At 64.9% G+C, this 20,136-nt stretch carries 14 protein-coding genes; 12 read left to right on the forward strand and 2 right to left on the reverse strand.

The window, feature by feature from the left end; genetic code table 11:
- Positions 1-76 precede the first annotated feature (76 nt).
- Both Q0K17_RS06090 and Q0K17_RS06095 read right to left on the reverse strand, forming a co-directional pair.
- Positions 77-1,120, reverse strand: a complete 1,044-nt coding sequence (locus Q0K17_RS06090) for a hypothetical protein (protein WP_294540972.1) — start codon at positions 1,118-1,120, stop codon at positions 77-79.
- Positions 1,121-1,123: 3 nt separating this feature from the next.
- Positions 1,124-5,257, reverse strand: a complete 4,134-nt coding sequence (locus Q0K17_RS06095) for a hypothetical protein (RefSeq protein ID WP_294540974.1) — start codon at positions 5,255-5,257, stop codon at positions 1,124-1,126.
- 235 nt (positions 5,258-5,492) lie between these two features.
- On the opposite strand from Q0K17_RS06095, the gene Q0K17_RS06100 reads away from it, so the two are divergent.
- The 12 genes from Q0K17_RS06100 (at position 5,493) to Q0K17_RS06155 (ending at position 20,116) form a co-directional block, all read left to right on the forward strand.
- Positions 5,493-5,708, forward strand: coding sequence for a hypothetical protein (locus Q0K17_RS06100; RefSeq protein ID WP_294540976.1), 216 nt, complete (start codon positions 5,493-5,495; stop codon positions 5,706-5,708).
- 200 nt (positions 5,709-5,908) lie between these two features.
- On the forward strand, positions 5,909-6,325 hold the full coding sequence (locus Q0K17_RS06105) for a hypothetical protein (RefSeq protein ID WP_294540978.1): 417 nt from the start codon (positions 5,909-5,911) through the stop codon (positions 6,323-6,325).
- 218 nt (positions 6,326-6,543) lie between these two features.
- The gene (locus Q0K17_RS06110; RefSeq protein ID WP_294540980.1) at positions 6,544-7,530 is read left to right on the forward strand and encodes a LacI family DNA-binding transcriptional regulator; all 987 of its coding nucleotides are present in this window, start codon (positions 6,544-6,546) and stop codon (positions 7,528-7,530) included.
- A gap of 242 nt (positions 7,531-7,772) precedes the next feature.
- Positions 7,773-8,777, forward strand: coding sequence for a 3-dehydro-L-gulonate 2-dehydrogenase (yiaK, locus tag Q0K17_RS06115; protein ID WP_294540982.1), 1,005 nt, complete (start codon positions 7,773-7,775; stop codon positions 8,775-8,777).
- Positions 8,778-8,949: 172 nt separating this feature from the next.
- Positions 8,950-9,804: a type II CAAX endopeptidase family protein gene (locus Q0K17_RS06120; RefSeq protein WP_294540984.1), complete on the forward strand. Its 855-nt coding sequence runs from the start codon at positions 8,950-8,952 to the stop codon at positions 9,802-9,804.
- A gap of 66 nt (positions 9,805-9,870) precedes the next feature.
- Positions 9,871-10,545: a response regulator transcription factor gene (locus Q0K17_RS06125; RefSeq protein ID WP_294540986.1), complete on the forward strand. Its 675-nt coding sequence runs from the start codon at positions 9,871-9,873 to the stop codon at positions 10,543-10,545.
- Entirely contained in the window at positions 10,535-12,091 is a 1,557-nt protein-coding gene (locus tag Q0K17_RS06130; RefSeq protein WP_294540988.1) for a HAMP domain-containing sensor histidine kinase, read from the forward strand. The genes Q0K17_RS06125 and Q0K17_RS06130 overlap by 11 nt, the downstream gene beginning before the upstream one ends.
- A gap of 152 nt (positions 12,092-12,243) precedes the next feature.
- The gene (locus Q0K17_RS06135) at positions 12,244-12,960 is read left to right on the forward strand and encodes an ABC transporter ATP-binding protein (RefSeq protein ID WP_294540990.1); all 717 of its coding nucleotides are present in this window, start codon (positions 12,244-12,246) and stop codon (positions 12,958-12,960) included.
- Positions 12,961-12,979: 19 nt separating this feature from the next.
- Positions 12,980-14,818 carry a hypothetical protein gene (locus Q0K17_RS06140; RefSeq protein WP_294540992.1) on the forward strand — a complete coding sequence of 613 codons (1,839 nt, stop codon included), beginning with the start codon at positions 12,980-12,982 and terminating at the stop codon, positions 14,816-14,818.
- Positions 14,819-14,821: 3 nt separating this feature from the next.
- The gene (locus tag Q0K17_RS06145; RefSeq protein WP_294540995.1) at positions 14,822-16,174 is read left to right on the forward strand and encodes an ABC transporter permease; all 1,353 of its coding nucleotides are present in this window, start codon (positions 14,822-14,824) and stop codon (positions 16,172-16,174) included.
- A 168-nt stretch (positions 16,175-16,342) separates the two neighbouring features.
- Positions 16,343-18,922 carry a response regulator gene (locus tag Q0K17_RS06150; protein WP_294540996.1) on the forward strand — a complete coding sequence of 860 codons (2,580 nt, stop codon included), beginning with the start codon at positions 16,343-16,345 and terminating at the stop codon, positions 18,920-18,922.
- 201 nt (positions 18,923-19,123) lie between these two features.
- Positions 19,124-20,116, forward strand: a complete 993-nt coding sequence (locus Q0K17_RS06155; RefSeq protein WP_294540998.1) for an alpha/beta hydrolase — start codon at positions 19,124-19,126, stop codon at positions 20,114-20,116.
- Positions 20,117-20,136 lie beyond the last annotated feature (20 nt).

Below are 20,136 nucleotides of genomic sequence, written 5' to 3' on the forward strand. Positions count from 1 at the left end.
CAGGTTTTGTCCGGGGGATTTTTTTGGTTATGAAAGGGACGTGGCCATGGTCCGTCTGACCCGGCCGCATCTGTATTCACAGATAGCTCTTGCGGCGGAAGCCCTTGCCGGCGGCATTATTGCACCGGGAGGTGTTGTGGAGCCACGAACGCAGTTTCTGCTCCGCCCACTGGTAGATCTGGGTCTGCAGCGGGACGAACGCCACACTGTAATGGGGTTTGCCGTTCTCCCGGTGCTGGATGTTCCCGGTGATGTCATCCACGAGCTTCACGTAATCAAAGGTTTCCTTGTCGCTCCGGCGCAGGCTGAGCAGCGTCTTTTTCCACCACCAGTTGATGGGGGCGTTCCAGTTCCGGCGCATCTGGTCGTTCATGGTGCGGGGCAGGTACAGCAGGGAGATCTCCGCCTTCCAGGGCGCTTGCTCCGGGTCCTCCCCGTGGGCTTCAGCCAGATCGGCCAGCCAGTCGTACAGGTCCTCGGCGCTGCGGAGGATGGATTTCTGGAACCGCAGCCAGACATTTTCGTCGGTGTACTCTTCCATTCCCTTGAGCACCCCATCCGCCTTCAGTTCCGGGTCGCAGTGGATCTCCAGGTAGTTGCGCAGCAGGGAGATGTCCTTCCCGGACACCGCCATGGGCCAGAGATAGGAATAGTGACAGAAGAACTGGCGGGCATAGTTGATGAAAGCCAGGAATCCGGCCAGCTCTTTCCGCTTTTCCGTGTCGGCCAGTTCCAGCAGGATATCCAGGGTGCCCGGGGTGCTGCCGCTCTTGTCCCGTCCCGTCCGGGACGCGTTTTTCATGGTCGCGTTGAAACAGACCGCGTACAGCTGGTTCAGCTGACTGCCCAGGAACTGTGCCTCCTGGCCGGGGAGGACGAGGACCTGGTCATCCCGGGGGCCGATCTCCACATTGCCCGGTATGTCGATGAACAAGTCCACGCCGGTCTTCTGGTAAAAGATCCGGCACAGGTCCAGCAGAGATTCCCGCCGGCAGAGCCGGGGCACCGGGAACATCGTTCCTGCCGGCGGCTGGGGGCGGGCCAGGTTCTGCTGCCGCTGCTGCATCCGTTCTTCCCGCTGTTGTTTATGGTTCCGGCCTTTTTTGACTTTTGTTTCCATTGCTCAGCCCTCCCTTGTGACAGGAGCGGCCAGGGGACCTTCCCGGTTGAAGCGGATGCCGAACACATAGTTGTTGCCGCTGGTCTGGCCCACGTCCAGAACGGCTTCCGCCACATAGATGTATTTGTGGATCAGCTGCTGGGACACCTGCAGGTGTTCCTGTTTGGTCACCTGGGAAAGATTGGGTTCCAGCACGTCGTTGATCTTGCCGGATTTTTCGTCCAGGTCCACGGTGCAGCGCACCCGGACGGGCTTGCCGTTGGACCAGCACAGCAGCAGGTAGCTGGTGCTGTAGCGGCCGTTGCGGGGCATCCGCAGGTGACCGGCGCAGGCGCGGAACATTTCCGGCTGGCGGCGCCGCTGCACGTCCCAGCTGTCCCGGCTGTTCACCCACCGGAGCACCGCCCGCAGATAATACAGGAAGAAGTCGTTGGCATAGCCGGCCCCCTGCTCACAGTAGTTGTTGCAGACCTGCTCAATGGTTTTCCAGTAGGGCTGGTTCAGGCAGACCGGTGCGGTGTCGGTGTAGGGGAAGAAGTTGGTCTCGGCCATCCACTTGGCCCGCACATAGTATTCCTGCAGCCGCAGGTGGTTGTCCATATAGCCGGTGAAGATATCCTGGCAGCCCGTGGCCGGCCTGCCGTCCGGCAGGCGCAGGAGGGGTTCCTTCCCGTCGGGCTGCCGGCCCTCCATCACATCCACGATGTGCCGGACCAGCTGCCGCTCCTGGGGGGACAGGGTGCTGGAATCCTCTTCCTTGCGGAATTCCAGCGAGCGCAGGTACAGGTTGTCCTTGAGCCAGTTGGTCCGGTCCGCCTCCGGTGCCTGATCCGGCAGGGACTCATGCCACAGGGAGGTAATCCGGTTGGTCCACCAGCTGCCCGGGTCCGTCTGGTACAGGTTCAGGTCCTGCTGTTTGTAGTACTGGTTGGCGCCGGCCTCCCACTGGGTCCCCTGGCTGAGTTTGCGCCAGGTGTCCAGGATCTCGTTGATCTTGCTCAGCTGGCTGTTCTTCTGGTCGTCGATGAGGGCGCCCAGGTCCATCAGGCCGAAGAGGATATACTGCCAGTAGAAGTTCATATGATCGGCCAGCGGGCGCAGATCCTGCGGCTTCTGCTGCCAGTAGACCCGCGCGGTGGCCACCAGCATGTCATTATAGATGTTGACGATATGCCGGTTGCCGTATTCGTCGGTGATGGCCGCCAGGGGGAACAGCTTGCTGCGGATCACATCCTCCACTTCCTGCATGAGCTGTTCGCCATATTCCAGGCGCTGCTCCACCAGCAGGCGCTCCTCCTCCGGCAGGTTCCCCACAAAGGGCGCATGGGGGCAGTAGATGAAGCGGCGGTTGCAGCACCATTCGGTATACAGCTGGATCTGCTGCCGCGGGCTCACCTGCACATGGTCCTTTTCGATGAGCCGGATGGCCTTTTCCAGGATCTGGTAGACCTCCAGCTGTCTGTCATAATGTTCGGCGTCCATGGGCCGGCCTTCCCGCATGGCGGTCTCGCAGCTCTCGTCCCAGTCATAGTGGCGCAGCAGGAAGGCCGCCTTCTGCAGGGCCGCCACATTTTCCGACCCGTGCCGGACCAGGTTCTGGGCGATGTAGGGATGCCACCAGGCGGCCACCGTCTCCCCCTCGGCATTGGGGCCGAAACAGTCGGCCAGGTGCAGGGCCTCGTAGGCAAACTCGTTGTTGCCCTCGTTCAGCCGCCCGTTCTTCAGCACGCTGCACAGGATCTCCACAGCCACCTGGTCCCGCAGCACCGCACCGCCCTGACCGCGGTAGCAGTAGATGGTGCGTTTGGCCATGCCCAGGACAGTGCCTTCGGACACCACCGCCGCCTGTCGGGCGTCCTCCTCGGTCTCCAGCTGGCGGGGGTATTTGGATTTCAGGAACATGCGGGCTTCCAGGGCGGAGCGGTACCGCAGCACCCAGGTGGAGGAATCCTCGCCGTCCCAGTGGATCATGGGGCTGTAATCCAGCAGGGCGTTGAGCAGTTCCTGCCAGCGGCCCAGATTGCCCAGAGGCTCATGGAACCGCTCCCGGTACAGGTCTTCCATGACCCGGAAGACCAGCTCGAAATGCAGGGACTGCCGCCAGGAACCGGCCACCGCCAGGATGTCGTCCAGCAGGCCGGCGCAGCGGGTGATGCGTTCCCGCATGGCGTCCGAGTCCCAGTCGCAGTCGTAGGCTTTCAGGGCCGTGACCAGGGCGCCGTCATGGCGGGCCTCCTCCAGTTCTTCCAGGTTGTGGTCCAGCGCTTTCTGCAGGGCGATCCGGGCGGCCTGGTTCTCCCGGATGGGGCCCTGGGCCAGACGCTGGGAAATGTCCTCGTTGACGCCGTGGAACAGGTGGCTCAGAACACTCAGCAGGGTGTTTTCCTCCGTGGTGTTCCGCTGCCGGCGGCCGCCGGCGCTGTCCTCCGGCAGCAGGGCCTTGCGGAACTGGACGATGTCCAGCCCCAGGTTCTGGTGCAGCTTTGCAAACAGATTTTCCTGCTCGGTGGTGGAAAGTTCCGGCGCCAGGACGACCTCATCCTCAAAGGCGCTGTTGCTGCTGCGGGGTTTGGCGTAGGCGCTGCCCACCAGCAGGAACTCCACCGAGCGCTGCAGCTGACGGCGCAGGCGATAGTAGATGCCCCGGGCTTCGGACTCATAAAAGCCGCCGTCCCAGATCACCAGCACCCGCTTGCGGTTGAACCGTCGGGCGCTCATGGCCTTGGTCAGCCATTCCAGGATGAAGGTGGCCAGACGGGCGTAGACGCCGTCGTCCCCCTCCTCGTCCCGGGGAAGGGCGGACGGCCCCAGGTAGATGGTGGGATAGTTCACCGAAACGTCCAGGGCCAGCCGGCCCAGCATCACCGTCTTGCCGCTGCAGGCCGGACCCTTGAGCAGCAGGAAATCCGTGCGCTGTCCGCTGACCCGCAGGGATTTCTGGACCTTGTCCCGCAAAAGGGCGTACTGGTCCCGCTCAAAGTAGCAGTTGTCGAAATCATCCCACACCGGAACATTGCCGTCCTGCGCCAGGAAGGCGGTCATCTGGGTCTCCCGGTCCATGGGCAAGGCGCTGCTCTGGGGCGTGGGCTCCAGGGGAAGCAGGCTGGCCTTGCTGGCAAAGGGCATTTTTTCCCATTCCTTCACCGGAATGGTGATGTCCAGCGGGTGTTCCCGTCCCTGCACCGGCATCAGATGGAGATGATAGAAATCCTCGCCCAGCTGGGGGAGTTCGGCCGGTTCGGCCTCCTCCGGGAACAGGTCGGCCAGGTGGCCGTCCAGGAAGAGGATCCGGGAGAGCAGCCGGCGCTTGGTCCGGTCGATGCTGGCAAAGGCCCGGCCGGCCGCCGCCTCATCCATGCCGAAGCAGAGCACCCGGATCTGGTCCCGGCCGTCGTCGTACATCAGTCCCTGCATGATGCGGATCAGGTCCTCGGCGCCGAACCAGTCCCCGGCAGGGTCCCAGCCATCCAGCACCAGATACCCGCTGTACGGGATGGCCCGACGCAGGGCTTCGGCCAGGGTGGTGGTGGCCCTGCCCTCCGATTCCCACACCAGATCCGGCTCCTCAAAGCTCAGGTTCAGCCCTTCGCCCGGGGTGAACATCTGCAGCAGGGACAGGGAGGTGGCCCGGAAGGTCTGGGGCAGGGGCACGTTGGTGTGCAGCACCGTCTTTTTGGGCGAGAAGGGGCTGTTGGGGATGGTCCGCAGCATGGTCTCCGGGGCGGTGGTGGCCACCAGCCGCCAGCCGGCGCGCAGCATCCGGTTGGTGCGTTCCATGGCCGGCGCGGCTTCCCGCTTCAGGGCCTCGCAGGCCTGGTCCGTGATGGGCTCCCAGGCCTTGCACTGTTCGGGAGAGAGAGGGGCAAACTCCGTTTCCCCGTACAGCAGCTTCTTTTTGGCTGCGATCTGCTTCCACAGCTGGGTATAGTCCTGCGCGGCCGAATCCGCTCCGGGTGCCAGTTCCCGTCCGGCCGCCTGCAGGAAGTACTCCTTGCCGAAGCAGGCCGTCTGGTATTTCTGGCCCAGGACCAGGACGGAGGCGTTGGTGCGCAGGGAGTCCCGGAACTCGGCAGCGCTCATTTCCAGCGATGCCTGCAGCTGTTCTTCCAGGCGGTTTTCCGGAAGATCCTGTTCCATAATCCATGACCCCTTTCTGGTGTGATGATTTATGCCTATTATACTGCCGCCTTTCCCATCGGACAAGATGTGCGGCCCATCCGGGGGATTTTTTCGTTCTGCGGCGCGGGGGAGCGGCTTTACCGAAAATTCACCTGACTTTTACGGTTTTGTGGTGGAGGGAAAAACCGCGGCGCGCTACAATACAGATGGTTCCCCGGAAGGGACCGAAATGACCGAAGGGAGTATGACCGATATGAGCCATACGAAAACCGACCTGAAAACCCCTGCCCGGAAAGGACGGTATCTTGCGTGGGGGGCGATCCTGACGGCATTGGTCTGCGGCGGGGGCCTGTGGGTGCGGTTCGGCGAAGGGGAGATCGCCGGTTCCATTGCCTGCACCCTGCTGGCCGCCGCCGTGCTGACCCTGAGCCTGGTGCTGGCCCTGGCCGCCGGCCCCCGGCGCCGCTGACCGCCTTTTTCGGGGGGAATTTTTTCTTCCGTTCTTTACACCGCACCGGGTCTGTGATATAATAATAGTGTAGCCAGCTTGAAGAACGAGTTGTGCGCTGACAATGTAATTGTAATTCATTGAGACGAATGTTGCTTACTCTGTCCACGGGACAGGTGTAACCATTCGTCTTTTTTCGTTCTTCAAGGAGGTTTTGCCCTATGGTGTTTGTGCTGAAAACCGAATATGACAGCCGTCAGCTGGCCTGCCAGCTCTCCCCCCGTCCCGAGATCAAGGCCAAGAAGGGACGCAAAGGCCGTCCGCCCCTGACCCCGGAACTGCATGTTCCCTGTCCGTTCCTGTCCGAATCTCTGGTGTACGGCGTCTGCCGCTGCATCAGCAAGAGTCCCCGCCTGACGGCGCAGCTGGTTCCCCTGAGTTATCGTCTCCGGTTTGCCCGGAGCAAGCAGCAGGTCCGTCCCCGCTTCTGGTTTGTCCTGCGTCCCTGCCATCTGGGCTGGGACGCCCCGGGCGTCTGCCTGTATGTGCAGGTGTCAGTCAGCGCCCCGGGGGTCACGGTGGACCGCATCGTGGTGCAGAGCCGGTTCGCCCCGGCTCCCCTCTCTCCCCGCCGATAAAAAGAAAAGGAGCCCCCCGGTCCCGCCGCCTTCCGGCGGCGGCCGGGGGGCTCCGCCATTGCCGGGACCCGGGCCGTATAACAGGAAACACCGACAGAACCGGCCCCGCGGTTGACAAATATCCCCTTTGCAGGGTATGCTTGAGGCAGCTGTAAGGCCTTACATCCTCATTCCGGGACGGCGGCGCCGTCCCCATCTGTGCGGCGGAGTGTTGCTTCATGAATATCTACGACATTGCCCGGGAGGCCGGTGTGTCCATTGCCACCGTTTCCCGGGTGCTCAACAACAAAGGTACGGTCAGCCCCGCCACCCGGGCCCGGGTGGAACGGGTGCTGGCGGCCAACCATTACACCCCCAGCGCCATTGCCCGGGGCATGGTGAGCAAATCCCTGCGGACGGTGGCGGTGCTCACCGTGGACATCCGGGTTCCCCACTATGCCCGCACGGCCTATACCATCGAGCGGGAATTCAGCCGCCGTGGGTATGAGGTCATCCTGTGCAACACCGGCGGCGACCGGGAGGAAGCCCTGCGGTATCTGCGCGCCGTGGCCCGGAAACAGGTGGACGGCATCGTGCTGGTGGGGTCGGTGTTCAACACCATCTGCCGCGGCGCCGAGATGACCGCCCTGCTGGGCAAGGTCCCGGTGGTGCTGGCCAACGGGGCCCTGCCGCTGCCCAACGCCTGCTCGGTGCTGGTGGACGATGGCCGGGGCATCGGGCTGGCGGTGGAGCATCTGCTTGCCCGGGGCCGCCGCGCCCTGTTTTACCTCAAGGACAAATCCACCGACAGCGCCGACCGGAAGCGGGACGGTTTTGTGCAGGCCCTGGAACAGGCCGGCCAGGACCCGGCCGGCCGCGTCCTGGAGATCGGGGACACGCTGGAGGACGGCATGGCCGCGGCCCGCCACATCCTGGAAAGCGGCCAGCCCTGCGACGGCATCGTCTGCGGGGAGGACCTGATCGCCGCCGGGGTGCTGAAGACCCTGCTGCGGGCCCACATCCCGGTGCCGGAGCGCATCGCCGTGACCGGCTACAACCGTTCCGACTACGCCCGCCTGTGTGAGCCGGTGCTGACCACGGTGGACAACAAGGGGGACCAGGTGGCCCTGCTCTGCGTACAGCTGCTGGAAAGCAGCATGGAACAGGGCGGCCCCGGCACCTCGGTGACGGTGCAGCCCGAGCTGGTACCGGGCCGCACCAGCTGAACAGACCGCCTTCCTGCGGCGCCGCTGCCGGCGCCGTTTTTCCGGCGGCGGAATGTAAGCGGTTTCTTTTCCCTGCCGTTCCGCCCCCACAAGACCGGTCCCGGGTTTTTGTGAAAATCTCCGAATTTTCCTTCTCTTCCCTGCCTCGGCTTGACTTATGCGGCGCAGGTGCTATAATCGGGTTGTAAGAAAGCGCTTACAATTTCCCATAAGAATTTTCGCTGAAAAAAGGAGATGCCCCCATGAAACGTGTGCCCTATGAAACCATGGTGTCCCAGTTTGCCCGCGTGCTGGAAAAGAAAGGATTCACCCCCGATGACGCCCGGGATGCCGCTGTCATCTTTGCCCAGAACAGTCTGGCCGGGGTGTACAGCCATGGCCTGAACCGGTTTCCCCGGGTGGTGAGCTACCTGGACAAGGGCGAGATCGACCCCGCCGCCCGGGCCACCTGTGTGGCCGCGTTCGGTTCCATGGAGCGCTGGGACGGGCACCGGGGCTTCGGGCCGCTGAACGCCAAACGTGCCATGGACCGCGCCTGTGCCCTGGCCAAGGCCAACGGCGTGGGGGTGGTGGCCCTGGGCAACAACAACCACTGGATGCGGGGCGGCACCTACGGCTGGCTGGCGGCGGACCAGGGCTGTGTGGGCATCTGCTGGTCCAACACCATGCCCAACATGCCCGCCTGGGGCGGCAAGGACCGGAAGATCGGCAACAATCCCCTGGTCATGGCCATTCCCCGCTCCAACGGGGAGCACGCCGTGCTGGACTGCGCCGTGAGCCAGTTCAGCTACGGCAAGATCGAGGACTGCCGCCTGCGGGGGGTCAAGCTGCCGGTTCCCGGCGGCTACAACGAGGCCGGAGAGCTGACCAACGACCCCGCCGAGATCGAAAAGACCTGGCGGGTGCTGCCCATGGGCTACTGGAAGGGCAGCGGCCTTTCCATCGCCCTGGACCTTATCGCCACCGTGCTGACCAACGGCAACTCGGTGCAGCAGATCGGCACCTTCGGGGATGAGGTGGGCCTGTCCCAGGTGATGATCGCCATTGACCCCGGCCGCTTCAACACCCGGGAGCAGACCGACGCCCTGGTGGACGCCATCCTGGCGGATGTGAAGAGCAGCGAACCGGTGCGGGAAGGCGGCGAGGTCTTTTATCCCGGGGAGCTGGCCCTGAAGAGCATCCGGGAAAACCGGGAACTGGGCGTGCCGGTCATTGAGGAGATCTGGCAGTCGGTGCTGGATATGTGATACAGGGCGGGGATCCTGCGCGGCGGGATACCCCGCCTTTTTTCGGACCTATTCCGTGATATATTACAAAAAAATAACAAAATTTCCAGTTTATTCACAAACCCGCCGGGGCGCCCATGGTACAATGGCCCAAAATCAACGCGGGCCGGCCGGTCCGCGCAAGGAGGCTTTCATGCGTACTTCATCCCCCGCCCTGAACCACCTGTGGCTGAGCCTGCTGGGCTACAGCATCCTCTTCGGCCTGCTCCACCGCTGGGTCCTGCCCCGGCTGGGGCTGCCGGAAGGCGCCGTGCTGCTCCTGTGCGGGGTCCTGGCCTCGGCGGTGCCCCTGGTCTGGGCCGCCGCCGACGGCATGCCCTCGCCGCCACAGCCTGCGGTGCGCCCCCGGGCGGAGAGTCTGGTGTTTCTCCTGAGTCTGGCCATTGCCGGCAACCTGGTGCTCTCCCTGCTGTCGCCCCGGCTGGAACTGCTCTGGAAGCCGCTGGGCCTGACCGCCCTGCCCGCCCCCGGCGGCGATGAGTCCCTGACCCTGCCGGTGGCACTGTACATCTGTGCGGTGGGACCGCTGCTGGAAGAGCTGGTCTTCCGGGGCGTCCTGATGCGCCGCCTGGGTCCCGCCGGGGCCCGGACGGCGGTGCTGGTCTCCGCCCTCTGCTTCGGTCTGGTCCACCACGACCTGTACCAGGGCCTTTCGGCGTTCTGGTGCGGGCTGGTCTACGGCTGGGCCGCCCTGCGGTACGGGCTGGGGGTCTCGGTGGGTCTGCATATGGCGGGCAACACGGTGGCCGTGGTCCTGCAGCTGCTGCAGGGCGCCGGCACGGCGGGGGCCCTGGCCTCCCTGCTGCTGGTGGGGGTGCCCCTGGTCCTGGCAGCGGCGGGCGGCCTGCGCCGGCTGCGGCGGCGGGCCCCTGACCGGGAACCACAGACCGCCGCCGGCCGCCTGCAGGTATGGTGCCAGCCCCTGCTGTGGGTCCTGCTGGCCTTTGACACCGTCTACCTGGTCCTGGCCTCCTTCCGCCCCCTGTGACCCTGCCTTGACAGGGGCCGCCGCCCTGTTGTATGCTGAAAAAAATGACGAGAGGAGGCCCAAACCATGGCCGCCACCATCCTGATTGCCGAGGACGACGCCGACATCCGCAACCTGCTGCGGCTGTACCTGGAAAGTGAAGGCTACACCGTGCTGGAAGCCGCCGACGGGGAGGCAGCGTTGTCCGCCGCCCTGACCCAGTGCCCCGACGCCGCCATCCTGGACGTGATGATGCCCCGGATGAACGGGTACGAGCTGACCCGGGCCCTGCGCCGCACCAGCGACATCCCCATCCTGATCCTGTCCGCCAAGAGCCAGGACAACGACAAGATCCTGGGGCTGAACCTGGGGGCGGACGATTACATTGCCAAGCCCTTCAACCCCATGGAGGTGGTGGCCCGGCTGAAGGCCCATCTGCGTCGGGCGGGGGGCACCCGCCGGGAGGCCCTGACCGTGGGCGAGCTGACCCTGGACACCGCCGCCATGCAGCTGTACAAGGCGGGGCAGCCCATTGCCCTGACCCCCACCGAATACAAGATCCTGGCCCAGCTCATGCGGGCGCCGGGGCGCATCTTTACCAAGGTCCAGCTGTACGAGGGCATTGCGGGGGAATTTTTTGAGAGCAACGACAACACCATGATGGTGCACATCTCCAAACTGCGGGAAAAGATCGAGGACGACCCCAGGAACCCGCGGTACATTGTGACCATCCGGGGATTGGGGTACAAGATTGAAGCGTAAGGAAGACCGGCTGTTCTCCCTGCTGGTGAAGAACTATCTGCTCTTCACCCTGGTCCTGCTGCTGTTGGCCGGCGGCATCTACTGGGTGTGGGACCGGCAGTTCGAGCGGCTGCTGACCCCGGTGGACTGGGACGCCCTGCTGTGGGACCCTGCCCTGGAGCAGGGGCGGTACGAAGAGCTGGACGGATACCTCCACGGGACGGGCAACGGCTTTGCGGTGCTGGATGCCGCCGGCGCCGAGCTCTACCGGGCCGGGGATGCCCCCGCCCCCCTGACCGCCGGGGAGCTGGCCTGCGTGGCCGACTACCACGGCGGGGAATACCTGGAAGCCTTTCCCGAGGCGGAGGGCGGTCCGGTGCGGTACCGGGTGCTGCGCGCCCGCCTGCGGGAGGACGGCACCGCCGAGATCACCGGGGATATGGCCCTGGACGCCGACTACAAGGTGCTGTCCGGGGCGCTGAACCCCGGCAAGACCGCCTACACACCCCGGGAGTATGCCATTTTGTCCGGGGCCTACCCCGCCCACGGCACCCTCTACCGGGCAGACCTGGCCGACGGGCGGGTGGTGCTGCTCTGCATGGCCCCCCTGAACGAGGAAGCCCTGGCCCGGGTGTCCGACCGGGGCTGGGTCATCTGGCTGGCGGCCCTGCCCCTGTACGCCCTGGCCCTGGCCTTCTTCATCGGGCGGCTGGGACGGCGGATCCGCCCGCCCCTGGAACGGCTGCGGGCCGCCCTGGACGCCCAGGCCCGGGGCACCCCCCAGCCGGTGGGCGACTGCGGCGGGGTACAGGAGCTGCAGCGCATAGGCCGCAGTCTGGACGAGCTCTCCGCCCGGCTGGCCGAGAGCGAGCGGGAGCGGGAACATCTGGACCGGGAACGGCAGCGGATGATCGCCAACATCTCCCACGACCTGAAGACCCCGGTGACCGTCATTGCGGGGTATGTGGACGCCCTGGCCGACGGCAAGGTGCCCCCGGCGGAGCAGGAGCGGTACCTGGCCGCCATCCGCACCCGCACCGAGGCCCTGACCCGCCTGATCAACGCCTTCCATGAATACAGCAAGGTGGACCATCCCCAGTTCGGGCTGCAGCGGCGGGAACTGGACCTGTGCGAGTACCTGCGGGAATACCTGGCCAACCAGTACGACACCATCCAGCTGGCGGGCTTCACCCTGGAAGTGTCCATCCCCGAAACGCCCTGCCCCTGCTCCCTGGACCCCTTCCAGTTCGGCAGGGCGCTGGACAACCTGATCGGCAACGCCCTGCGGTACAACCGTCTGGGCACCCTGCTCACCGTGACCCTGGCCGTGGAACCCGGGTGGGCGGTGCTGACGGTGGCGGACAACGGGGAGGGTATCCCTCCCGACCGGGCCGCCGCCATCTTTGAGCCCTTTGTGGTGGGCAGCGACGCCCGCACCGGGGGCGGCAGCGGGCTGGGACTTTCCATCACCCGCCGCCTGGTGGAGCTCCACGGGGGCACCATCACCCTGGACAACCACCCCGGCGAGGGCGCCGCCTTTCTCATCCGGCTGCCCCTGCCTTCCTGATCTTTCTGCTGCCTGCCCTGCCGGGGCGGAAAAGCCATGGCTTTTCCGCCCCGGCTTTTTGTCTTTCTTTAGAAATCTTAAGGTTGCCTTGAGGAAGAACCAAGGTTGCCCCTGTATACTCAGTCCCAGAAAGACAGACGGAGGTGAACCATATGAACAATCCCTGCCCCCGAAAGCGCCCCCTCATCGAGGTGCGCTCCATCCGCAAGGAGTACCCTTTGGGGGATGAGACGGTGGTGGCTTTGAAAAACATCGACCTGAACATCATGCGGGGGGAGATCTGCTGCATCTTCGGCACCTCCGGTTCGGGCAAGAGCACCTTTCTGAACCAGCTGGCCGGGATGGAAAAGCCCACCCGGGGCCTGGTGTCCATCGGCGGGGTGCCCATCTCCCGCCTGAACGAAAACCAGCTGGCGGCTTTCCGCCAGCGGCACATCGGCTTTGTGTTCCAGGCCTACAACCTGCTGCCCAACCTCACCGCCACCGAGAACGTGGCCCTGCCCCTGATGTTCCGGGGGGTGCCCCGCAAGGAGCGGGAGGAGGCCGCCCGCCAGATGCTCTGCCGGGTGGGGCTTTCCCACCGGCTGGACCACTTTCCCCGCCAGATGTCCGGCGGCCAGCAGCAGCGCGCTGGCATTGCCCGGGCTTTCATCGCCCGGCCGGACGTGGTCTTTGCGGACGAACCCACCGGCAACCTGGATTCCAAGACCACCGTGGAGATCATGGAGATGATCTGCACCTTTGCCCGCCGCTATCACCAGACCATCATCCTGGTCACCCACGACCCGGAGATGGCTGCCTACGCCGACCGCATCGTGCGGCTCATTGACGGGGAGATCGTCAGCGACGAGACCCGGCGCCGCCCATAAGATAAAAGGAGGATGCTCCATGTTGTTTGCCCGCCAAACCGCCGCCCTGCTGCTGGCCCTGACCCTGACCGCCGGGGCCGCCCTGCCCGCCTTTGCAGAGGAAGCGCCCGCCCCTCTGCCCGCACCGCCCGCCGCCGGGGCCGCTGCGGAACCCGCCCCCGCAGACCCCAACTTCCTGACCCTGAACTACACCGCCGGACGGGATGTGATCCGCCGGGGGGACAAGACCGACCTGTCCGTCATCGTGAAGGACACCGCCCTGCTCACCCGGGATTTTGTCCAGAGCGACTACGATTTCAGCAAGCTGCTGGACAGCTTTTCCGCCTGCACCCCCACGGTGGAGGTGCTCTCCCAGGAAGAGGAGCCCCTGACCCTGCAGCTGACCTGCGCCGGGGTGACCTACAGCGGCACCGGCCGGGACCTGAAGCTGAGCATCGCCCGCAAGGGCAGCGGCAATCCCCAGACCCTGGCCCTCACCGTGACCCAGGCGGAGGAGTATGTGGCCCCCACCCCGGCGCCCACCCTCGAACCCACCCCGGGTCCCAAGGAACAGGCCGCCCCGCCGGTGCTGGTCACCCGGTCGGCCCTGGCCAAGCCCCTGGGGGCCAACGAGGCCGCCGACATCGTGGTGACCATCCAGAACGCCGGCAGCACCAAGATGATCAAGCCCCTGGCTTCCTTCTCCGCCTCCGAGTCCCTGCTCATCGCCAACGACGTGAGCAACGTGGTGCTGCCGGACATCGAACCGGGCAAGAGCACCACCGTGGCCCTGCGGGTGCAGGCGGCCAAGGAGATCGCCAGCGGGTCCCAGTCCCTGCAGGTGGACCTGAAATACGGCTACGAGAGTGCCGGCCAGACGCTGCAGGCCACCTCCTCCGACAAGCTGAACCTGTCCGCCGCCCCCACCGTCACCCCCGGTCCCGGCACCGACAGCGCCACCCCCAACATCGTCATCCGGGATTTCAGCTACGGGGATTCCAACATTGCCGCCGGGTCCCGGTTCACCCTCTCCTTCAAGTTCCAGAACATGGGCCGGATGAAGGTGGAAAACGTGGTGGCCAGCATCGATGGGGGCGAGAACTTCGCCCTGGACGGCGGCACCAGCACCTTCTATTACGATTCGGTGGCCGCCCGGGCCGAGCAGAGCCAGACCGTGCCCCTGCAGGCCCTGCCCACCGCCAAGAGCGGCGCCCAGGCGGTGACCGTCTCCTTCAAGTATGAGTATGTGGACGGGGGCAAGCGCACCGCCGCCTCCTCCGAGGTGAAGGTGGCCGTGCCGGTGGTGCAGAAGGACCGGTTCCAGGTCAATGCTCCCCTGCTGCCCGAAAGCTGCACCGTGGGCGAGGAATGCGTCCTCACCCTGAACTACGTCAACCGGGGCAAGACCGAAGTCTCCAACGTGGAAGCCGTGGTGGAGGGCGACGGGGTGGACGTGGCCGCCCGCAACCAGTTCGTGGGCAACATCGCCGCCGGGGCCACCGGCAGCATCGGCTTTGCCCTGACCCCCAACCAGGCCGGCCCGGTGAAGGTGACCCTGAAGGTCAGCTATGAGGACCCCAACCTGGAATCCCGCACCCTGGAGTTCCCGGTGGAGCTCACCGCCGCCGAAGGCGCCGACGATTCCGACCTGGGCATGGACGTGCCCGAAGCAGCCGAGGAGGGCTTCAAGTTCCCCTGGCCGGTGCTGCTGGTCATTCCCGCCGGCGGGCTGATTGCCGGGGCGGTGGTGCTGATCCGCCGCCGGGCCCTGGCCAACACGGAGGAAGGCTCCGACTGGGACAAGGCCCGTGACCCGGACGACTGGGGCACCGGCGCCTGGGACAACACCGCCTGGAACGACGACGACCAGGAGGACTGACCCATGAAACACGAAGACCTGCTGCGGGTCTGCCTGCAGAACCTGCTGCGGCGCAAATCCCGCACCATCCTGACCGTGCTGGGTGTGCTCATCGGCTGCTGTTCCATCGTCATCATGGTGTCTCTGGGCATCGGGATGAAAGAAAGCCAGGAAAAGCTGCTGGCCGAGCTGGGGGACCTGACCATCATCACGGTCACCGCCCCCCAGAAAGGCCACGGCAAGAAAAAGCTGGACGACAAGCTGCTGAAAACCATCCGGGAGCTGGACGGGGTGGAGGGGGTGACCCCCAAGCTGGGGTTTGACGCCTACACCTGCCGGCTGCTGGCAGGTCCGGGCAACCGGTATGTGGCCGACTGGTCCATGCTGGCCGGACTGGACACCGCCCAGATGGACAAGATGGGCTACCAGCTCACCGACGGCAACTACCCCGCCGCCCAGGGGGAGGTGGCGCTGGGCCAGTATTTTGCCTACAACTTCCGGGATACCCTGCGCCCGGAAGGGGCCAACACCATCAACCGGTGGGACAGCGGCATGGACGAGGACGGCCGGCTGCTGCCGCCCCCCGACGCCTACTTTGACCCCCTGAAGCAGCCCCTGACCCTGGAGGTGACCGGGGCCGACGGCAGCACTTTCAAAGTGCCCCTGAAACCGGTGGGCGCCGTGAAGGAGGACAACGCCAAAGGCTACGAGACCTCCGACGGGGTGATGATGAGCGTGGCCGACCTGCAGGCCCTGCTCAAGCGGGCCGGGGGCGGCCGCACCACCCCCAACGCCAACGCTTCCGCCTATGATTCCATCCTGGTCAAGGTCAGCGGCATCAAGCAGGTGGACCCGGTGGAGACCGCCATCAAGAATCTGGGCTACTCCACCGAATCCATGGAAAGCATCCGCAAACCCATGGAAAAAGAAGCCCGCCAGAAACAGCTCATGCTGGGTGGTCTGGGGGCCATCTCCCTGATCGTGGCGGCCCTGGGCATCACCAATACCATGATCATGTCCATCTCCGAACGCACCAAGGAGATCGGCGTGATGAAGTCCCTGGGCTGTTACGTGTACGATATACGGGTGCTCTTCCTGGCCGAGGCCGGGGCCATCGGGTTCATCGGGGGCATCATCGGCTGCGTCATCAGCTTTGTGATCTCCCTCATCATCAACCTGGTGTCCCTGGGCCCCGACCCGGGCAACCTCCTGCCCGCCATCCTGGGCGGGGAGGGCATCACCCGGGTGTCGGTCATCCCGCCCTGGCTCTACCTCTTCGCGGTGGTGTTCTCCATCTTCATCGGGCTGGGCTCCGGCTACTACCCCGCCAACAAGGCGGTGCAGGTGCCCGCCCTGGAGGCCATCAAGAGCGACTGACCCCCTTATTTATGCCATTCTCTTATTCTTCTTTCTCTTTCCCTTCTCGCAAGGCGGCCGTGTCCCATGGCGGACACGGCCGCCTTTTTGATGCACGCTACCATTTTGCCCCCGGAAGGAGTATAATAGTGCCAGATAACTCTGGAAAAACGGCGGGGGGATTTTGTTTTGACGAGAAAACGGATTCTGACCTTCCTGTGGGTCAGCCTGATCTGTCTGGCCGCCTTGTGTGTGGCGGTGTTCGGGACCATTACCCGGGTCATGGTGGAACGCAGCGACCAGACCCTGACCCAGGTGGCCAACCTGTACATGGAGGAGATCAACGGCCAGCTGCAGCGGCACTTTGATTCCCTGGTGGAGATGCAGCTGGCCCAGGTGGAGGGCATCACCCTGGCGGTGCCCCCCGCCAGGGTGGACACCATCGACGAGGCCGTCATCCGGTCCATGTCCACCGCCGCCCGGGCCCGGGATTTTGAATATCTGGCCCTGTACAACACCGAGGGCAAGGCGGATGTGCTCTACGGGGAGCCGGTGACCATCCGGGAGGAGGACGAGTTCCTGGCCTCCCTGAACCGGGGCGACCCCAAGGTGGTGCTGGCCGATACCGCCGACGGCGAAGGTCTGCTGCTCTTCGGGGTGTCGGTGGGCTATCCCCTGTCCGAGGGCTACCCCATGCCGGACGGCAGCCAGTGCACCGCCCTGCTGGCCGGGGTGCCCCTGGACACCATCAACGATACCCTCTCCCTGAGCATCGACAACACCCTGATCTTTTCCCATATCATCGAGACCAACGGCCGTTTTGTGCTGAAAAACAACGACGAGATCCAGGCGGACAACTATTTCGACTGGCTGGAAAACCACAGCCGGTTTGACGGCATGACCACCCAGGAGGCGGTGGCCGAACTGAAGCAGGCCATTGCCGGCGGGCAGATGTTCAGCTTCGCCATGGTCACCGACGGCCAGCGGCGGCATGTGTACTGCTCGCCCCTGAACAACTCCGAATGGTACCTCATCACCGTCATGCCCTACGGCGCCCTGGACGAGGCGGTGGCCGACCTGAGCAGCTGGCAGCTGATGTGCACCCTGGTGGGCTGCGGGCTGCTGCTGGCCGCCACTTTGCTGGTCTTTTTCCTCTACTTCCGCATGTCCCGCCGCCAGCTGGCCGAGGTGGCCCGGGCCCAGAGGGAGGCGGAACACGCCAGCCGCGCCAAGAGCGAATTCCTCTCCAACATGAGCCACGACATCCGCACCCCCATGAACGCCATCGTGGGCATGACCGCCATTGCCGCCGCCAACGTGGAGGACCCCGACCGGGTGCGCTCCTGCCTGCGCAAGATCTCCCTGTCCAGCAAGCATCTTCTGGGACTCATCAACGACGTGCTGGACATGTCCAAGATCGAGAGCGGCAAGCTCACCCTGAACATTGACGCCATCAGCCTGCGGGAAACGGTGGACGGCATCGTGAGCATCCTCCAGCCCCAGATCAAGACCAAAAAGCAGACCTTTGACGTCTTTATCCAGAACATCGGCCACGAGACCCTTTACTGTGACAGCGTGCGCCTGAACCAGGTGCTGCTGAACCTGCTTTCCAACGCCCTGAAATTCACCCCCGAGGGCGGGGCCGTGACCCTGACCGTCTCCCAGGAGCCTTCCCCCAAAGGGGAGGACTTCGTGCGCACCCACTTTATCGTCAAGGACAACGGCATCGGCATGTCGGAGGAATTCCAGAAGCGCATCTTCGACTCCTTTGCCCGGGAGGACAGCCGCCGGGTGCAGCGCACCGAGGGAAGCGGCCTGGGCATGGCCATCACCAAGTACATCGTGGACGAGATGCAGGGCACCATCACGGTGGAAAGCCAGCCGGACAAGGGCAGCACCTTCCATGTGACCCTGGACCTGGGCATCGCCCCCGACGAGGGCGAACCCCTGCAGCTGCCGCCCTGGGAGATGCTGGTGGTGGACGATGACGAACAGCTGTGCACCACCGCCGCCGAAAGCCTGCGCCAGATCGGGGTGCGGGCCGAGTGCGCCGGCAGCGGCGAGGAGGCCGTGGCCATGGCCGAAGCCCGCCACAAGGCCGGACACGACTACCATGTGGTGCTGCTGGACTGGAAGATGCCCCACATGGACGGCATCGAGACCGCCCGCCGCCTGCGGGCCGCCGTGGGGGACGGGGTGCCCATCCTGCTCATCTCCGCCTACGACTGGGGCGACATCGAGCAGGAAGCCCGGGCTGCGGGCATCACCGGATTTCTGGCCAAGCCCCTCTTCAAATCCACCCTGTACCACGGGCTGCTGCCCTTTGCCCAGGCGGAGGAGTCCGGCGCCCGGGCAGCCGGCGCCCCGGACAGCGCCCCGGACTTTACCGGCGTGCACCTGCTGGTGGCGGAGGACAACGAACTGAACTGGGAGATCGCCAACGAGCTGCTCAGCGCCCAGGGCTTCACCCTGGACTGGGCGGAGAACGGCAAGGCCTGCCTGGACAAGTTCTCCGCCGCCGCCCCCGGCACCTACGCCCTGATCCTCATGGACCTGCGCATGCCCGAGATGAACGGCTTTGAGGCCACCCGGGCCATCCGGGCCCTGGACCGCCCCGACGCCGGGACCATTCCCATCATCGCCATGACCGCCGACGCTTTCAGCGAGGACATCCAGAAATGTCTGGCCTGCGGCATGAATGCCCACATCGCCAAACCCCTGGACATGCGGGAGCTGCTGCGCCTGCTGCAGAAATACCTGCACCGGTAACGGATTTTCCCGCCCCGGACGGCCCCCCGCCCGGGGCGGTTTTCTTGAAAAAACGGCATGCCTTGCAAGCATACCATGGTATGCAATACAACTATTAGACATATCGCCGCCGGGGTCGTATACTGGAAGCAGAAAGCCGGGTCCCGGGGCGGAAACGCTGCCCCGGGCATCCCCGGCCGGGAACCGAAAGGACGGTATACCATGGAAGAACTGCATCTGAGCGGGGAATGGGACAAGACTTTTGCGAAAAGCGACAAGGTGGATCACGAAAAGATCACCTTTCACAACCGGTACGGCATCACCCTGGCGGCGGACCTCTACCGCCCCAAACATGCCGAAGGGAAACTGGCGGCCCTGGCGGTGTGCGGGCCCTTCGGCGCGGTGAAGGAACAGGCCTCCGGCCTGTACGCCCAGACCATGGCGGAGCGGGGGTTCCTGACCATGGCCTTTGACCCTTCCTTCACCGGGGAGAGCGGCGGCGAGCCCCGGTACATGGCCTCCCCGGACATCAACACCGAGGACTTCCAGGCGGCGGTGGACTGCCTGAGCACCCGGGCGGACGTGGACCCGGAGAAGATCGGCATCATCGGCATCTGCGGCTGGGGCGGTCTGGCCCTGAACACCGCTGCCCTGGACACCCGGGTGAAGGCCACGGTGGTGTCCACCATGTACGACATGGCCCGCATCAACGCCAAGGGCTACTTTGACGCCGAGGACAGCGAGCCCGCCCGCCACGAAAAGCGCAAGGCCCTGAACGCCCAGCGCACCGCCGACTACCGGGCAGGCACCTACGCCCTGGGCGGCGGGGTGGTGGACCCCCTGCCGGAGGATGCCCCCTTCTTTGTGAAGGACTACTACGACTACTACAAGACTCCCCGGGGCTACCATGCCCGGTCGCTGAACTCCAACGGCGGGTGGAATATCATCGGCTGCATGTCTTTTCTGAACCAGCCCATCCTGCAGTACAGCCACGAGATCCGCAGCGCCGTGCTCATCCTGCACGGGGAGAAGGCCCATTCCTGCTACATGGGCAAGGACGCCTTTGCCGCCATGATGCAGAGCAACCCCTGCCCGGAGAACAAGGAGCTGCTGCTCATCCCCGACGCGGTGCACACCGACCTGTACGACGGCGGCGGCAAGAACGCCATCCCCTTCCACAAGCTGGAAGAATTCTTCCGCACCTGGCTGAAATAACCGCTCTCCATACTTTTCCA

This window comes from uncultured Gemmiger sp. (assembly GCA_944388105.1).
In the GTDB taxonomy this organism is placed as follows: domain Bacteria; phylum Bacillota; class Clostridia; order Oscillospirales; family Ruminococcaceae; genus Gemmiger.

Excerpts from the sequence above, each read along its gene's own strand:
- Q0K17_RS06135 (WP_294540990.1), top strand. The coding sequence starts at position 12,244 with ATGAACAATCCCTGCCCCCGAAAGCGCCCCCTCATCGAGGTGCGCTCC.
- Q0K17_RS06100 (WP_294540976.1), top strand. The coding sequence starts at position 5,493 with ATGAGCCATACGAAAACCGACCTGAAAACCCCTGCCCGGAAAGGACGG.
- yiaK (WP_294540982.1), top strand. The coding sequence starts at position 7,773 with ATGAAACGTGTGCCCTATGAAACCATGGTGTCCCAGTTTGCCCGCGTG.
- Q0K17_RS06155 (WP_294540998.1), top strand. The coding sequence starts at position 19,124 with ATGGAAGAACTGCATCTGAGCGGGGAATGGGACAAGACTTTTGCGAAA.
- Q0K17_RS06120 (WP_294540984.1), top strand. The coding sequence starts at position 8,950 with ATGCGTACTTCATCCCCCGCCCTGAACCACCTGTGGCTGAGCCTGCTG.
- Q0K17_RS06140 (WP_294540992.1), top strand. The coding sequence starts at position 12,980 with ATGTTGTTTGCCCGCCAAACCGCCGCCCTGCTGCTGGCCCTGACCCTG.
- Q0K17_RS06105 (WP_294540978.1), top strand. The coding sequence starts at position 5,909 with ATGGTGTTTGTGCTGAAAACCGAATATGACAGCCGTCAGCTGGCCTGC.
- Q0K17_RS06110 (WP_294540980.1), top strand. The coding sequence starts at position 6,544 with ATGAATATCTACGACATTGCCCGGGAGGCCGGTGTGTCCATTGCCACC.
- Q0K17_RS06090 (WP_294540972.1), bottom strand. The coding sequence starts at position 1,120 with ATGGAAACAAAAGTCAAAAAAGGCCGGAACCATAAACAACAGCGGGAA.
- Q0K17_RS06145 (WP_294540995.1), top strand. The coding sequence starts at position 14,822 with ATGAAACACGAAGACCTGCTGCGGGTCTGCCTGCAGAACCTGCTGCGG.
- Q0K17_RS06095 (WP_294540974.1), bottom strand. The coding sequence starts at position 5,257 with ATGGAACAGGATCTTCCGGAAAACCGCCTGGAAGAACAGCTGCAGGCA.
- Q0K17_RS06125 (WP_294540986.1), top strand. The coding sequence starts at position 9,871 with ATGGCCGCCACCATCCTGATTGCCGAGGACGACGCCGACATCCGCAAC.